The sequence below is a fragment of the Microbacterium koreense genome (assembly GCF_042677105.1).
In the GTDB taxonomy this organism is placed as follows: Bacteria; Actinomycetota; Actinomycetes; order Actinomycetales; family Microbacteriaceae; genus Microbacterium; species Microbacterium koreense.
In genome coordinates, this window is record NZ_JBHTIM010000001.1 from 2,208,075 (window position 1) to 2,221,861 (window position 13,787).

Genomic DNA, 13,787 nt, shown 5'->3' on the forward strand with positions numbered 1-13,787 from the left:
GTCAGGCGAGCGTGATGAGGTCGATGTAGTCGCGGCCCCAGATGTCTTCGACGCCATCAGGCAGGATCAACACCCGCTCGGGGTTGAGCGCTTGGACGGCACCCTCATCGTGCGACACGAGCACGACCGCACCCTCGTAGTGCGCGAGGGCACCGAGGATCTCCTCGCGCGACGCCGGGTCGAGGTTGTTGGTCGGTTCGTCCAGCAGAAGCATGTTCGCCGACGACACGACGAGCGTCGCGAGCGACAGGCGGGTCTTCTCGCCTCCTGAGAGCACACCGGCGGGCTTGAGCACGTCGTCGCCGGTGAACAGGAACGAACCCAGCACCTTTCGTGCTTCCGTCGCGGTGATGTCGGGTGCGGCGGACATCATGTTGTCCAGCACCGAGCGAGACACGTCGAGATTCTCGTGCTCTTGCGCGTAGTAGCCGATCTTCAGACCGTGTCCGGGTTCGATGACGCCCGTGTCGGGGTCGTCCACCCCCGCGAGGATGCGCAGCAGTGTCGTCTTTCCGGCGCCGTTCAAGCCCAGCACCACCACCTTCGACCCGCGGTCGATCGCGAGGTCGACGTCGGTGAAGATCTCGAGCGATCCATACGACTTCGACAGCGACGAGGCCATGAGGGGCGTCTTGCCGCACGGTGCCGGCTTGGGGAACCGCAGCTTCGCGACGCGGTCCTCCTGACGCACCTCGTCCAGCCCCGAGAGCAACTTCTCGGCGCGGGCCATCATCTGGTGTGCCGCTGCGGCTTTGCTCGCCTTCGCCCCGAATTTCGCCGCCTGCATCTGCAGAGCGGTCGCCTTCTTCTCGGCGTTGGCGCGCTCCTTCTTTCGCCGCTCCTCGTCCGCAACGCGCTGGCGCAGGTAGTTCTTCCAGTTCATGTTGTAGATGTCGATGGCCTGGCGGTTGGCGTCGAGGTAGAACACGCGGTTGACGGTCTCGCCGACCAGTTCGACATCGTGCGAGATGACGATGAGGCCGCCCTTGTAGCCCTTGAGGAACTCCCGCAGCCACACGACGCTATCGGCGTCCAAGTGGTTGGTGGGTTCGTCGAGGATCATCGTCCCGGCATCCGAGAACAGAATGCGCGCGAGTTCGATGCGTCGACGCTGACCGCCCGAGAGTGTTTTCAGCGGCTGATCCAGGATTCGATCGGGCAGGGAGAGGTTGTGGGCGATCGATGCCGCCTCGGCTTCGGCGGCATACCCGCCCAGCGCCTCGAACCGTTCGGTGAGGTTGGCGTAGGTGCGCATCGCACGGTCGGCGACGGCCTGGTCGTCATCACCCATCGCGAGCGAGGCCCGCTGCATCCCGAGCGCCAGCGTGCCGAGCCCGCGGGCGTCCAGGATCCGTGTGCGCGCCAGCATCTCTGGGTCGCCCGAACGAGGATCCTGCGGCAGATAGCCCAGTTCGCCGGAGCGATCGACCCTGCCGTCGGAGGGCAGAAGATCACCCGCGAGCACCTTCGTGAGAGTCGTCTTGCCGGCGCCATTGCGACCCACGAGGCCGATCTTGTCGCCGTCCGAGACGCGGAAGGACACGTCGGACATCAGCACACGTGCTCCGACGCGGATCTCGAGGTCGTGCACGGCGAGCACAGCAGACGTCCGTTCGTTTGGGTGGATGGGGACAAGTGTGGCCGACGGCCAGCCCCCTAGTATAAGTCGTGACCCGGTCGTCCGCGTCGGGTCCCGACGTCGAAGGAGCCTCATGTCGATTGCTGCCGCCCCCTCCCGCCGCGTTCTCGCCGATGTCATTGCGCGCCCCACGTCGAAAGCCCGCGCCTTCGCCGTCGACGCCGCGCTCGTCGTGACCGGTGCGGCCGTGGTCGCCCTGCTCGCACAGGTCGAGATTCCGCTCCAGCCCGTGCCGATCACGGGACAGACGTTGGGCGTGATCCTCGTCGGAGCCGCTCTCGGCGCGTGGCGCGGTGCTGCAGCGCTCACGACCTACCTGCTCGCAGGTCTCGCGGGCCTTCCCGTCTTCGCGGGCTTCGGCGGGACGATCGCATACGTGCTGCAGCCGAGCTTCGGCTTCTTGGTCGGATTCATCCCGGCAGCGTTCGTTGCCGGCTGGTTCGCCCAACGCGAGTGGGACCGTCGCCCCATGCTCGCGTTCTTCGGGTTCGTCTCGGCCAGTGTCGTCCCGTTCCTGTTCGGGGTGCCCTACATGGCGTTGATCCTCAACGGCGTCCTGGGTGCCGACCTGACATTCACCCAGATCCTCGCCCTCGGCGTGCTGCCGTTCATCGTCGGCGGCGTGATCAAGGCAGCGCTCGCCGCGGCCCTGATCCCCGGTGCGTGGGCTCTGGTGCGCAAGGTCGACGAACACAAGGCCTGACCGGCACGCCCCGCGCTGCCGCGAGCCGAAGGCGGCGGATCAGATGGCGAAGCCGAGCGCCCGCATCATGTCACGCCCGTCGTCGGTGATGCGCTCCGGGCCCCAGGGCGGCATCCACACCCAGTTGATGCGGAAGCGATCCACCACCGAGTCCAGCGACTGCGCCGTCTGCTCCTCGAGCACGTCGGTGAGCGGGCAGCCGGCGGAGGTGAGCGTCATGTGGATGACAAGGGCATCGTTCTCGTCATCCCAGGAGAGGTCGTAGATGAGACCGAGATCGACGACGTTGATCCCCAGCTCGGGGTCCATGACGTCCTTGAGCGCCTCGGTGACCTCGTCGAATTTCTCGGGCGACAGCGTAGCGGTCATGCAGCGATCCTACGCATCGACGCCCGCCGCCGCATCGGCGAGGAAGCGATCGTACCCTTCGTCCTCGAGACGGTCGGCGAGCTCCGGACCACCCTCTTCGACGATACGGCCCGCGACCATGACGTGGACGAAGTCGGGGTGGATGTAGCGCAGGATGCGCGTGTAGTGCGTGATGAGCAGCAGACCGAGGTCGGTCTGCTCCTTCGCGCGGTTCACTCCCTCGGAGACGATGCGCAGCGCGTCGACGTCGAGACCCGAGTCGGTCTCGTCCAGAACGGCGAACTGCGGCTTCAGCAGTTCGAGCTGAAGAATCTCATGACGCTTCTTCTCGCCGCCCGAGAAGCCCTCGTTGACGTTGCGCTGCGCGAAACGAGGCTCCATCCGCAGATCCTGCATCGCCGACTTGACGTCCTTCGTCCACGTGCGGATCGACGGGGCCTCGCCGTCGATCGCCGTCTTCGCGGTGCGCAGGAAGTTCGTCACGGTGACGCCGGGGATCTCGACGGGATACTGCATCGCGAGGAAGAGGCCGGCGCGCGCACGCTCGTCCACCTCCATCTCGAGGACGTCTTCGCCATCGAGGGTGATCGACCCGCTGACGACGTTGTACTTGGGGTGGCCGGCGATCGTGTAGGCGAGCGTCGACTTACCGGAGCCGTTGGGGCCCATGATCGCGTGGGTTTCGCCCTTGCGGATCGTCAGGGTGACCCCGTTGAGGATCGGGGTGGTTCCGGCATCCGTCTCGACCGTCACATACAGGTCGCGGATCTCGAGGACAGACATTCATACTTCCTTCGTGAGTGGTTCGTGGGTGTCGGCAGCGAGCGGGGCGCTAGTCCGCCGACACGGTGACAGTGGGGTCGATGAGCACGTCGTCGCCGTCGATCTGCACGGCGTAGACGGGCACGGGCTCGTAGGCGGGAAGGTTCAACGGGCGACCGGTGCGCAGCGAGAACGCCGAGCCATGAGCCCAGCACTCGAGCGTGTCACCCTCGACGAATCCTTCGGACAGCGAGATGTCGCCATGGGTGCAGACGTCGCCGATCGCGTGGATGTCGCCGTTGCCGTCCAGGACGACCGCGATCGCGACACCTCCGACCTCGACGCGGCGCGCTTCGTCCTGCACCAGATCGCTCACGGCGCAGACGCGCTCCGCCGTCATCGCGTGGTCCCCTGGGCAAGCTCTGCTTCGATCGCTTCGAACAGTTCGTCGCGCAGCTCGGCGACGCCGATCTTCTGAACGATCTCAGCGAGGAAGCCGAGTACGACGAGGCGACGTGCTTCGTCTTCGCGGATGCCGCGAGCCTGGAGATAGAACAGCTGCTCGTCGTCGAAACGACCGGTGGCGCTTGCGTGGCCGGCGCCTTCGATGTCACCGGTCTCGATCTCGAGGTTCGGAACGGAATCGGCCCGGGCGCCGTCGGTGAGAACCAGGTTGCGGTTCGCCTCATACGAGTCGGTTCCGGTGGCATCCGCACCGATAAGGACGTCACCGATCCACACGCTACGCGCGTCCTCACCCTGCAACGCGCCCTTGTAGAGCACGTCACCCTTGGTGTGCGCACCCTTGTGGTGCATGTACACCTGGCTCTCGAGGTGTTGGCCGGCATCGGCGTAGGAGAGCCCGAAGATCTCGGCCTCCGAGCCGGTCCCGGCAAGCTCGATCGACGGGTTGACCCGCACGATTCCGCCGCCGAAGCTCACGACGATGTGACGCAGGGTCGCGTCCTTGTCGACGCGCGCCTGGTGGGCCGAGAGATGAATCGCGTCATCGTTCCACTGCTGCACCGAGACCACCTCGAGGTGGGCACCGTCCCGCACGATGATCTCGACGTTCTGTGCGTGGGTGGCGGTGCCACGGTGACGCAGAACGACGGTGCCGCGCGCGTTGGGCATCGCCTCGATCACGACGTGGGCGTGCGCGAGTCCGCCGGTGCCCTCGAGCTCGACGATGACGGGCGCGTCGAGTTCGATTCCCGCGGGAATGCGCAGCAGCGGCGCGACCGGCTCCTGTTGCCACGCGATCGCACTGGGCAGATCCTCCGGCGCGAAGAACTCGCCACGGGGCGCCTGCCCGACCGTGAGTTCCCGCTGTTCGACGCCGTCGGGCGCAGTCACGGTGACCGACATGACGCCGTGCGGGCCGGCTTCGTCAGCGAACAGAGGCGCAAGTCGTGCGACCGGGGTGTACTTCCAATTGACCTCACGCCCGGTCGGGACGGTGAAGTCGGCCGGGTCGGTCGAGTGGGGTCGCTCCGAGCGAGTCTGGACCGGGACGAACGCGCCCGCCCCGTCGGAGTGCGCTCGCGAACCCGGCACCACCTGGGGTGCCTGTGTCGTGGTCGTCATTCAGCCGACCGATCCTTCCATGCCCATCTCGATGAGCTTGTTGAGTTCCATGGCGTACTCCATCGGCAGCTCGCGCGCGATCGGCTCGATGAACCCGCGCACGATCATCGCCATCGCCTCGTCTTCGGGCATCCCGCGCGACTGGAGGTAGAACAGCTGCTCTTCGCTCACCTTCGACACGGTCGCCTCGTGGCCGAGCTGCACGTCATCGACACGGATGTCGATGGCCGGGTAGGTGTCGGACCGCGAAATCGTGTCCACGAGCAGCGCGTCGCAGCGCACCGTGTTGGCGCTGTGATGCGCGTTGGCGTCGACGCGGACTTCGCCGCGGTAGCCTGCACGGCCACCACCACGCGCGATGGACTTCGAGACGATCGAAGACTGCGTGTACGGGGCCATGTGGATCATCTTCGCGCCGGCGTCCTGGTGCTGACCGGGGCCGGCGAACGCGACGGAAAGTGTCTCGCCCTTGGCGTGCTCGCCCATCAGGAAGATCGACGGGTACTTCATCGTCACCTTGGAGCCGATGTTGCCGTCCACCCACTCCATCGTCGCGCCTTCGTGCGCGACGGCACGCTTGGTCACGAGGTTGTAGACGTTGTTCGACCAGTTCTGGATCGTCGTGTAGCGCACGCGCGCGTCCTTCTTCACGATGATCTCGACGACGGCCGAGTGCAGCGAGTCGCTCTTGTAGATCGGAGCGGTGCAACCCTCGATGTAGTGCACATACGAGCCCTCGTCGGCGATGATCAGCGTGCGCTCGAACTGCCCCATGTTCTCGGTGTTGATCCGGAAGTAGGCCTGCAGAGGAATCTCGACGTGGACGCCCTTGGGGACGTAGACGAACGATCCCCCCGACCACACCGCGGTGTTCAGCGCGGCGAACTTGTTGTCGCCCGCGGGGATCACCGTACCGAAGTACTCCTCGAAGAACTCGGGGTGCTCGCGCAACGCCGTGTCGGTGTCCATGAAGATGACGCCCTGCTCTTCGAGGTCTTCACGGATCTGGTGGTACACGACTTCGGACTCGTACTGCGCGGCGACACCGGCGACGAGACGCTGGCGCTCCGCTTCAGGGATACCCAGCTTCTCGTACGTGTTCTTGATGTCCTCCGGCAGGTCTTCCCACGACTGGGCCTGCTTCTCGGTCGATCGAACGAAGTACTTGATGTTCTCGAAGTCGATCTCGCTCAGGTCGGCGCCCCACGTGGGCATCGGCTTGCGATCGAACAGTTGCAGACCCTTGAGTCGGGTCTTGAGCATCCACTCGGGCTCGGCCTTCAACGCCGAGATATCGCGGACGACCGCCTCGCTGAGTCCGCGCTTCGCGCTCGCTCCGGCCGTGTCGGCATCATGCCAGCCGAACTCGTATACACCCAGCCCCTCCAATTCGGGGCGGTCGATCAGCACATCAGACATCGTCACACTCTCCTTTAGGCCTCAACGGTGTCATCCGCCCCGGCATTCCGCACCCCGTGTGATTCGGGGCAAGTCTGTCGCTGGTGGGCCATATCAAGTGGCGCTGTGCTTCGCGCCTAGACTGTCGATGGATGACGGCGCTTCGAGCTACCGCATCCGACCGCTCGATTCTACAGGTTCCCTCCTTGCACGCGGGCGGTACGCATCGCTCCCCCGTGAGAGCCGAGCCGCCAGGAGGCGCCCCCGCATGTCCGCGCAGTCCACCCTCGCACCCGGTCCCCGCTGGCTTCCCGTGCGTGTCGATCGCCGCATCGCCGTCTTCGCGTGGCTGTCGTTCCTCGCCGAGGTCATCATCATCGGCACCGGCGGCGCCGTCCGTCTGACCGGGTCCGGGCTCGGATGCCCCACCTGGCCGACCTGCACGGCCGATTCGCTCGTGCCGACCGAAGCGATGGGTATCCACGGCATCATCGAGTTCGGCAACCGTCTGATGACGGGCGTGGTCGGAATCCTCGCCGTCGTCGTGCTCGTGCTCGTGTGGCGTCTGCGCCGTTCGCGGCGCGATCTGTTCACACTTGCCGCGGTCGTCGTCGGCGGCGTCATCGCCCAGGCGATCGTCGGCGGCATCACCGTCTTGACGGGCCTGAACCCGTTCATCGTCGGCTTTCACTACGCGGCCTCGCTCGCGCTCGTCTGCGTCACGGCAGCCTTCCTCGCGCTGATGCGCCTGCCCGCCGAACCCCGGGTGCGGGCTGTTCCGCGCTGGTATGCCGTGACCGCGCACGTGACGACGCTGGCGCTGGCCGTGACGATCGTCGTCGGCATCCTCACCACGGGTGCGGGTCCGCACTCAGGCGACGCGGATGCGGGACGAAGCGGCTTCGACGTCGAGATCCTCGAGCACGTGCACGCGTGGCCGGGCTACATCCTGTTCGTACTGAGCATCGTGCTTCTGGTCGGCTCCTGGCGGCGCCGCTCGGATGTGCCGAGCCTCGCCCTGTGGACTGCGCTGCTCGTGCTGGTCGAGCTGGTGCAGATCGCGGTCGGGCTGTTCCAGGCCCGCAACGGCCTGCCTGTGCTCGCCGTCGGGACGCACATGGTGCTTGCCGCATTGACCGCGGCGGTCATGACCGTCGTGCTGCTTCATCTGAAGCGCCCACAGTCGCTCATCGACGCGGAGCGCGCGACGCGCGCCGTCGCGGCATCCGAACCGCTCTGATCGGTCGACCGCGAAGGCCCGACTCCTCGACGGGGTGGCCGCGTCCATCGCGCCTGCGCTCGACGCGGTGACATCCGCGGTCGCGGGCCGGCAGCGGCGCAGCCGCGGCGATCAGAACGGCAGCAGAGGATCGACAGCGATCGCGACGAACAGAAGCGTGAGGTACGTGATCGAGGCGTGGAACACACGCATCGGGCGAGGTTCCGTACCGCGGACCGCCCGGTTGTAGAGGCGGTGCGATTCGTAGATGAACCATCCCCCGAAAACGATCGCGGAGACCGAGTAGACGAGCCCCATGTGGGCGACGGGGATCAGCAGAAGCGAACTGGCGACGGTCGCCCACGCATAGAGGATGACCTGCAGACCGACCTGAGAACCGTTGCGGGTGGCGCCGAGCATCGGCACCTCGACCTCTTCGTACTGGTCCTTGTACTTCATCGACAGCGGCCAGTAGTGCGGCGGTGTCCAGAGGAACACGAGAACGAAGAGGATCATCGGGGTCCACGACAGCGATCCCGTGACCGCCGACCATCCGATCAGCACCGGGAAGCACCCGGCGATGCCGCCCCACACGATGTTCTGCTCGGTGCGGCGCTTCAGCAACATCGTGTAGATCACGACGTAGAAGAAGATGGCACCGGCCGAGAGCACGGCGGCGAGCCAGTTCGTCGTGAGCCACAACCATACGGTCGAGGCAACGGCGAGCGACCAGGCGAAGATCAATGCGCCGCGCGGCGACACCTCACCGGTGACCAGCGGCCGGTTCTCCGTGCGCTGCATGTGCGCGTCGATGTCGCGATCGAGATACATGTTGAACGCGGCGGCGGAGCCTGCCGAGGCGGAACCGCCGATCACGGTGGCGAGCACGAGCCACACGTTCGGAAAACCGCCCTGCGCGAGGATCATGACCGGCACCGTGGTGACCAGCAACAATTCCAGCACGCGCGGCTTCGTCAGCTGGATGTACGCGCGAACGGTGCGTCCGACGGAGCGGTGCGACACAGTTCCGGAGGCGCCGACTCCCGCAATCGTCGTGGTGTCCATCGCCTCCGCCATCGCCGTCCGATCAGGTCCTTCGAGCAGTCCTTCGAGTCTAGGACATCGGCGAACCTCCCCCGTCGCCCGGTCACTGCGCGCATGGCACGCAGGGAATACCGCTTCGCTATGCTGAGAACGCACGAGCGCCCCAGCGCCGACCGCGGGACGCACTCCCGTGAGTCGGCCTCGTCCGGGCGACATCCCTCTCTGTATGGAAGGCGGCCGCGTGTCGGATCTGCGTTGGGAAGAAGTCGATGATCGTGCGGTGGACACCGCCCGGATCCTGGCGGCGGATGCCGTGGAAAAGGTCGGAAACGGTCACCCCGGCACAGCGATGAGCCTCGCTCCGGTGGCCTATCTGCTGTATCAGCACGTGATGCGCCACGATCCGTCTGACACGGACTGGCTCGGCCGCGACCGTTTCATCCTGTCGGCAGGGCACTCATCGCTCACGCAGTACGTCCAGCTGTACTTGGGCGGGTTCGGTCTCGAGCTCGACGACCTCAAGTCGTTGCGCACATGGGGATCGCTCACCCCCGGTCACCCCGAGTACGGCCACACCAAGGGCGTCGAGATCACGACGGGTCCGCTCGGTCAGGGCCTGGCCTCGTCGGTCGGGTTCGCGTATGCGGCTCGCTACGAGCGCGGACTGTTCGATCCGGATGCCGCGCCCGGCACGTCGCCGTTCGACCACTACGTATACGTCATCGCCAGCGACGGTGACATCCAAGAGGGTGTCACGAGCGAAGCTTCGTCACTGGCGGGCCACCAGGAGCTCGGCAACCTCATCGCGTTCTACGACGCGAATCAGATCTCGATCGAGGACGACACGAACGTCGCCTTCACCGAGGACGTCGCGCGACGGTACGAGGCCTACGGCTGGCACGTGCAGACGGTGGATTGGAAGAAGACCGGGGAGTACGTCGAAGACGTCGCCGAACTGTTCGCGGCCGTCGAGGCTGCCAAGGGCGAGACCTCGAAGCCGTCGCTGATCATCGTGAAAACGATCATCGGATGGCCCTCGCCCGGCAAACAGAACACTGGCAAGATCCACGGGTCGGCACTGGGCTCAGACGAGCTGGCTGCCACGAAGAAGGTGCTCGGATTCGACCCGGAGCAGTCGTTCGTCGTCGCCGACGATGTGATCTCCCACACGCGCACCTTGCAGCAACGCGCCGACTCCGATCGCGCCGCCTGGCAAAGCGCGTTCGACGCCTGGGCGGCGGCGAACCCGGAGCGTAAGGCACTGTTGGATCGCCTCGAAGCCGGGGAACTCCCGGCCGACCTCGCCGACTCCCTGCCGACCTTCTCGGGCGAGAAGGACGTCTCGACGCGTGCCGCCTCGGGCACGGTCATCAACGCCCTCGCGGAGCGGATGCCCGAATTGTGGGGCGGATCGGCGGATCTCGCCGAGTCCAACCTCACGACCATCAAGTCCGCGTCATCGTTCATCCCGGCCGAATGGTCGACGCACGAGTGGTCGGGTGACCCTTACGGTCGTGTGCTGCACTTCGGCATCCGCGAGCATGCGATGGCCGCGATCGTGAACGGCATCGTGCTCCACGGCCCGACGCGGGCCTTCGGCGGAACATTCCTCATCTTCAGCGACTACATGCGTCCCGCCGTGCGGCTCGCGGCGCTCATGAACATTCCCTCGATCTTCGTGTGGACCCATGACTCCGTCGCGCTCGGCGAGGACGGGCCGACGCATCAGCCCATCGAGCAGTTGGCCTCATTGCGCGCGATCCCGAACTTCACCGTCGTCCGCCCGGCGGACGCGAACGAGACCGCGGCGGCCTGGCTCGAGATGCTGCGTCGCCAGGAGGGCCCCTCCGGCATCGCTCTCACGCGACAGAACATCCCGGTGTTCCCGCGCGGAGAGGACGGGTTCGCCGGAACCGAAGGGGTCTCGCGCGGTGCGTACATCCTCCTCGACACGGAGGAGACGCCCGATGTCATCCTCATCGCGACGGGCTCGGAGGTGCAGCTGGCGGTCGCCGCACGCGAGACGCTGGCTGCGGACGGCATCCAGGCCCGTGTGGTCTCGGCGCCCTCGCTGGAGTGGTTCGCGGAGCAGCCCGCCGAGTACCGCGAATCGGTCCTCCCCGCCGCGGTCACCTCGCGGGTGTCGGTCGAGGCAGGTCTCGCTCTTCCGTGGCGGGACATCGTCGGCGACCGCGGTCGCTCGGTCTCGATCGAGCACTTCGGCGCGTCCGCCGACTACAAGTCCCTGTTCGAGAAGTTCGGCATGACCGCGGACGCGGTCGTCGACGCTGCTCGCGAAACCCTCAAGGAGAACAACGCATGAGCACCCCCACCGCGAAGCTCGCCGCCGACGGCGTCAGCATCTGGCTCGACGACCTGTCCCGTAGCCGCATCACGACCGGCAACCTCGCCGATCTCATCCACACGCGCGACATCTCGGGTGTCACCACCAACCCGACGATCTTCCAGGCTGCGATCGGTAACTCCGCCGACCACTCGTACGATGCGCAGATCGCCGAGCTCGCCGGAGCCGGCGCATCGGTGGACGAAACGATCTTCGCCCTGACGACGGACGACGTGCGTGACGCGTGCGACATCTTCCACCCTGTCTACACAGACACCAAGGGGGTCGACGGGCGCGTGTCGATCGAGGTCTCCCCCGACCTCGCCCACGAGACCGACGCAACGATCGCGCAAGCGAAGGATCTGCACGCTCGGGTGGGGCGCGAGAACGTCCTGATCAAGATCCCGGCGACGAAGGCAGGACTCCCCGCGATCACCGAGGTCATCGCCGCCGGAATCTCCGTCAACGTCACTCTCATCTTCTCCCTCGAGCGCTACGACGAGGTCATCGATGCCTACCTCGCCGGTCTCGAGCGCGCCCAGGCCGCAGGTGTCGATCTGTCGAGCATCCATTCGGTCGCGTCGTTCTTCGTTTCGCGCGTGGACACCGAAGTCGACAAGCGCCTCAACACCGTCGGCACCGACGAGGCGGCCGGGCTGAAGTCCCTCGCGGGTATCGCCAACGCGCGACTGGCCTACGAGCTGTTCGAGAAGCGCTTCGCCGAGCCGCGCGCTCAGGCTCTTGTGGCCGCTGGCGCGAACCCGCAGCGACCGCTCTGGGCCTCGACCGGCGTCAAGGACCCGGCTCTGCCCGACACGCTCTACGTGACCGAGCTCGTCGCGCGCGGGACGGTCAACACGATGCCGGAGAAGACCCTCGAGGCGACGTACGATCACGGCCAGGTCGCCGGCGACACCATCACGGGAACGTACGAGGCAGCGCGCACGGTCTTCGCCGACCTCGCCGACGCGGGAATCGACTTCGCCGACGTGACCCAGGTGCTCGAAGACGAAGGCGTCGAGAAGTTCATCGCGTCCTGGCACGACCTCCAGAACACGGTGCGCGAGGCGCTGGAAACCGCAAAGGCCTCCCGTTGAGCTTCGAGATCCACGTCAGCGGGCACGTCAAGTCCGTCGTCGACGAGGTGCTCCCAGGGCTCGTCGCGTCGCTCGTCGCCTCCGGCATCACCGCCGGGGACGCCGAGTTGTGGGGCCCGGCTGCCACGGCTGAGGCGGAGAAGCGTCTCGGCTGGGTGCAGGCTGTGGAGACGTCACGTCCATTGGTCGCAGAGGTCGAGGCGCTGCGGCGCGACCTCGTCGCCGCGGGCGTCACGCGCGTTGTCCTTGCCGGAATGGGCGGCTCGTCCCTCGCACCCGAGGTGATCGCCCACACCGCTCACGTTCCCCTGGTGATCCTCGACTCCACCGAACCCGGGCAGGTGCTCGCCGCGATCGACGGTGACGCCGAGGCGGGCGGGCTCGAGCACACCGTGCTCGTGGTTGCGTCGAAGTCGGGCTCGACGGTCGAGACCGACTCGGCCAAGCGTGTGTTCGACGCCGCCTTCCGCGACGTCGGCATCGACCCGGCAGAGCGGATCGTCGTCGTGACCGACCCCGGGTCGCCGCTGGATGAGGCTTCGCAGGCCGCGGGATACCGCGTCTTCCACGCCGACCCGACGGTGGGCGGGCGCTACTCAGCGCTGACAGCGTTCGGCCTCGTGCCGGCAGGGCTCGCCGGTGCCGACATCGCCGAGATCCTCGACGAGGCCGAGGCGACACTCCTCGAGGTCGCGATCGACAGCCCCGACAACCCGGCCCTCGTGCTCGCCGCCGCCATCGCAGGGGGCGAGCCCCGGCGAGACAAACTCGGCCTGGTCTCCGACGGCACCCACATCGAGGGTCTCCCCGATTGGATCGAGCAGCTTGTCGCCGAATCGACCGGCAAGGGCGGCACCGGCATCCTTCCCGTCGTGCTCCTGCCGGTCTCTCCAGAAGTCGACTCACCTCCGGCCGACATGCAGATCGTCCGCTTCGTTGACGAGGCGAATCGCTTCCACTTCCTCGAGCACCACCACGACGAGATCCTCGTCAGCGGATCGCTCGGCGCGCAGTTCCTCGTGTGGGAGTACGCCACCGCGATCGCCGGGCGCATGCTCGGCATCAACCCCTTCGATCAACCCGACGTCGAGTCGGCGAAAGAGGCCACCCGTGGGCTCCTGGATGCTCGCCCTGAACAGACCGCGGCGGCGTTCGTCGAAGGCGGCGTCGAGGTCCGCGTGTCCGATCCGGCGCTCGCCGACTCCGGCACGATCGCCGGAGTCATGGATGCGCTGTGGGCGCGGCTGCCCGAGAGCGGGTACGTCGCCGTGCAGGCCTACGTCGACCGGACGCGTCTGCCGCACCTGGCGGGGTTGCGTGAACTCGTCGCCGCGGACTCGGGCCGACCGACCACGTTCGGCTGGGGACCGCGTTTTCTCCACTCCACCGGCCAGTACCACAAGGGCGGCCCCGCCGACGGTGTGTTCCTGCAGATCCTGGAGCAGACGGACGTGGATCTGGAGATCCCGGGGCGTCCTTTCACGTTCGGACAGCTCATCCGGGCGCAGGCCGCCGGCGATGCCTCAGTCCTCGCCGCACACGGGCGTCCCGTCGTCACCCTCACGCTGACCGACCCCGAGGTCGAAGTGCTCACGCTCTTCGAGGCCGCCCAATAGGAGATTCCT

At 66.7% G+C, this 13,787-nt stretch carries 12 protein-coding genes; 5 read left to right on the top strand and 7 right to left on the bottom strand.

Annotation, left to right across the window (positions count from 1 at the left end; genetic code table 11):
* Nucleotide 1 precedes the first annotated feature (1 nt).
* A complete protein-coding gene (locus tag ACFQZV_RS10365; RefSeq protein WP_378749245.1) occupies nucleotides 2-1,600 on the bottom strand; it encodes an ABC-F family ATP-binding cassette domain-containing protein in 1,599 nt (532 codons plus the stop codon).
* A gap of 112 nt (nucleotides 1,601-1,712) precedes the next feature.
* On the opposite strand from ACFQZV_RS10365, the gene ACFQZV_RS10370 reads away from it, so the two are divergent.
* Nucleotides 1,713-2,342: a biotin transporter BioY gene (locus ACFQZV_RS10370; RefSeq protein WP_378749247.1), complete on the top strand. Its 630-nt coding sequence runs from the start codon at nucleotides 1,713-1,715 to the stop codon at nucleotides 2,340-2,342.
* A 39-nt stretch (nucleotides 2,343-2,381) separates the two neighbouring features.
* Here the strand turns inward: ACFQZV_RS10370 and ACFQZV_RS10375 are convergent, their stop codons facing one another.
* The 5 genes from ACFQZV_RS10375 to sufB are packed head-to-tail and all read right to left on the bottom strand — an operon-like array spanning nucleotide 2,382 to nucleotide 6,479.
* A complete protein-coding gene (locus ACFQZV_RS10375) occupies nucleotides 2,382-2,711 on the bottom strand; it encodes a metal-sulfur cluster assembly factor (RefSeq protein ID WP_378749249.1) in 330 nt (109 codons plus the stop codon).
* Nucleotides 2,712-2,720: 9 nt separating this feature from the next.
* Nucleotides 2,721-3,494 (bottom strand): Fe-S cluster assembly ATPase SufC, encoded by a 774-nt coding sequence (sufC, locus tag ACFQZV_RS10380; protein WP_378749251.1) that lies wholly within the window; start codon nucleotides 3,492-3,494, stop codon nucleotides 2,721-2,723.
* 49 nt (nucleotides 3,495-3,543) lie between these two features.
* Complete coding sequence (locus ACFQZV_RS10385) at nucleotides 3,544-3,873, bottom strand: non-heme iron oxygenase ferredoxin subunit (protein WP_378749253.1); 330 nt, start codon at nucleotides 3,871-3,873, stop codon at nucleotides 3,544-3,546.
* Nucleotides 3,870-5,060 carry a Fe-S cluster assembly protein SufD gene (gene sufD / locus ACFQZV_RS10390; RefSeq protein WP_378749255.1) on the bottom strand — a complete coding sequence of 397 codons (1,191 nt, stop codon included), beginning with the start codon at nucleotides 5,058-5,060 and terminating at the stop codon, nucleotides 3,870-3,872. The genes ACFQZV_RS10385 and sufD overlap by 4 nt, the downstream gene beginning before the upstream one ends.
* On the bottom strand, nucleotides 5,061-6,479 hold the full coding sequence (gene sufB / locus ACFQZV_RS10395) for a Fe-S cluster assembly protein SufB (RefSeq protein ID WP_378749257.1): 1,419 nt from the start codon (nucleotides 6,477-6,479) through the stop codon (nucleotides 5,061-5,063).
* Nucleotides 6,480-6,726: 247 nt separating this feature from the next.
* Between sufB and ACFQZV_RS10400 the strand changes: the two genes are divergently transcribed.
* On the top strand, nucleotides 6,727-7,698 hold the full coding sequence (locus tag ACFQZV_RS10400; RefSeq protein WP_378749259.1) for a COX15/CtaA family protein: 972 nt from the start codon (nucleotides 6,727-6,729) through the stop codon (nucleotides 7,696-7,698).
* Between the two features lie 111 nt (nucleotides 7,699-7,809).
* On the opposite strand, the gene ACFQZV_RS10405 is transcribed toward ACFQZV_RS10400, so the two are convergent.
* Nucleotides 7,810-8,742 (bottom strand): heme o synthase, encoded by a 933-nt coding sequence (locus tag ACFQZV_RS10405; protein WP_378749261.1) that lies wholly within the window; start codon nucleotides 8,740-8,742, stop codon nucleotides 7,810-7,812.
* Between the two features lie 220 nt (nucleotides 8,743-8,962).
* Between ACFQZV_RS10405 and tkt the strand changes: the two genes are divergently transcribed.
* Genes tkt through ACFQZV_RS10420 form a run of 3 tightly spaced genes read left to right on the top strand, consistent with a single transcriptional unit; the run spans nucleotide 8,963 to nucleotide 13,778 of the window.
* Nucleotides 8,963-11,044, top strand: coding sequence for a transketolase (tkt, locus tag ACFQZV_RS10410; protein ID WP_378749263.1), 2,082 nt, complete (start codon nucleotides 8,963-8,965; stop codon nucleotides 11,042-11,044).
* Nucleotides 11,041-12,162, top strand: coding sequence for a transaldolase (gene tal, locus ACFQZV_RS10415; protein WP_378749265.1), 1,122 nt, complete (start codon nucleotides 11,041-11,043; stop codon nucleotides 12,160-12,162). The genes tkt and tal overlap by 4 nt, the downstream gene beginning before the upstream one ends.
* The gene (locus tag ACFQZV_RS10420) at nucleotides 12,159-13,778 is read left to right on the top strand and encodes a glucose-6-phosphate isomerase (RefSeq protein ID WP_378749267.1); all 1,620 of its coding nucleotides are present in this window, start codon (nucleotides 12,159-12,161) and stop codon (nucleotides 13,776-13,778) included. The genes tal and ACFQZV_RS10420 overlap by 4 nt, the downstream gene beginning before the upstream one ends.
* The last annotated feature ends 9 nt before the right edge of the window (nucleotides 13,779-13,787 follow it).

Excerpts from the sequence above, each read along its gene's own strand:
- ACFQZV_RS10405 (WP_378749261.1), bottom strand. The coding sequence starts at position 8,742 with ATGGACACCACGACGATTGCGGGAGTCGGCGCCTCCGGAACTGTGTCG.
- ACFQZV_RS10375 (WP_378749249.1), bottom strand. The coding sequence starts at position 2,711 with ATGACCGCTACGCTGTCGCCCGAGAAATTCGACGAGGTCACCGAGGCG.
- ACFQZV_RS10370 (WP_378749247.1), top strand. The coding sequence starts at position 1,713 with ATGTCGATTGCTGCCGCCCCCTCCCGCCGCGTTCTCGCCGATGTCATT.
- tal (WP_378749265.1), top strand. The coding sequence starts at position 11,041 with ATGAGCACCCCCACCGCGAAGCTCGCCGCCGACGGCGTCAGCATCTGG.
- sufC (WP_378749251.1), bottom strand. The coding sequence starts at position 3,494 with ATGTCTGTCCTCGAGATCCGCGACCTGTATGTGACGGTCGAGACGGAT.
- ACFQZV_RS10385 (WP_378749253.1), bottom strand. The coding sequence starts at position 3,873 with ATGACGGCGGAGCGCGTCTGCGCCGTGAGCGATCTGGTGCAGGACGAA.
- ACFQZV_RS10400 (WP_378749259.1), top strand. The coding sequence starts at position 6,727 with ATGTCCGCGCAGTCCACCCTCGCACCCGGTCCCCGCTGGCTTCCCGTG.
- sufB (WP_378749257.1), bottom strand. The coding sequence starts at position 6,479 with ATGTCTGATGTGCTGATCGACCGCCCCGAATTGGAGGGGCTGGGTGTA.
- sufD (WP_378749255.1), bottom strand. The coding sequence starts at position 5,060 with ATGACGACCACGACACAGGCACCCCAGGTGGTGCCGGGTTCGCGAGCG.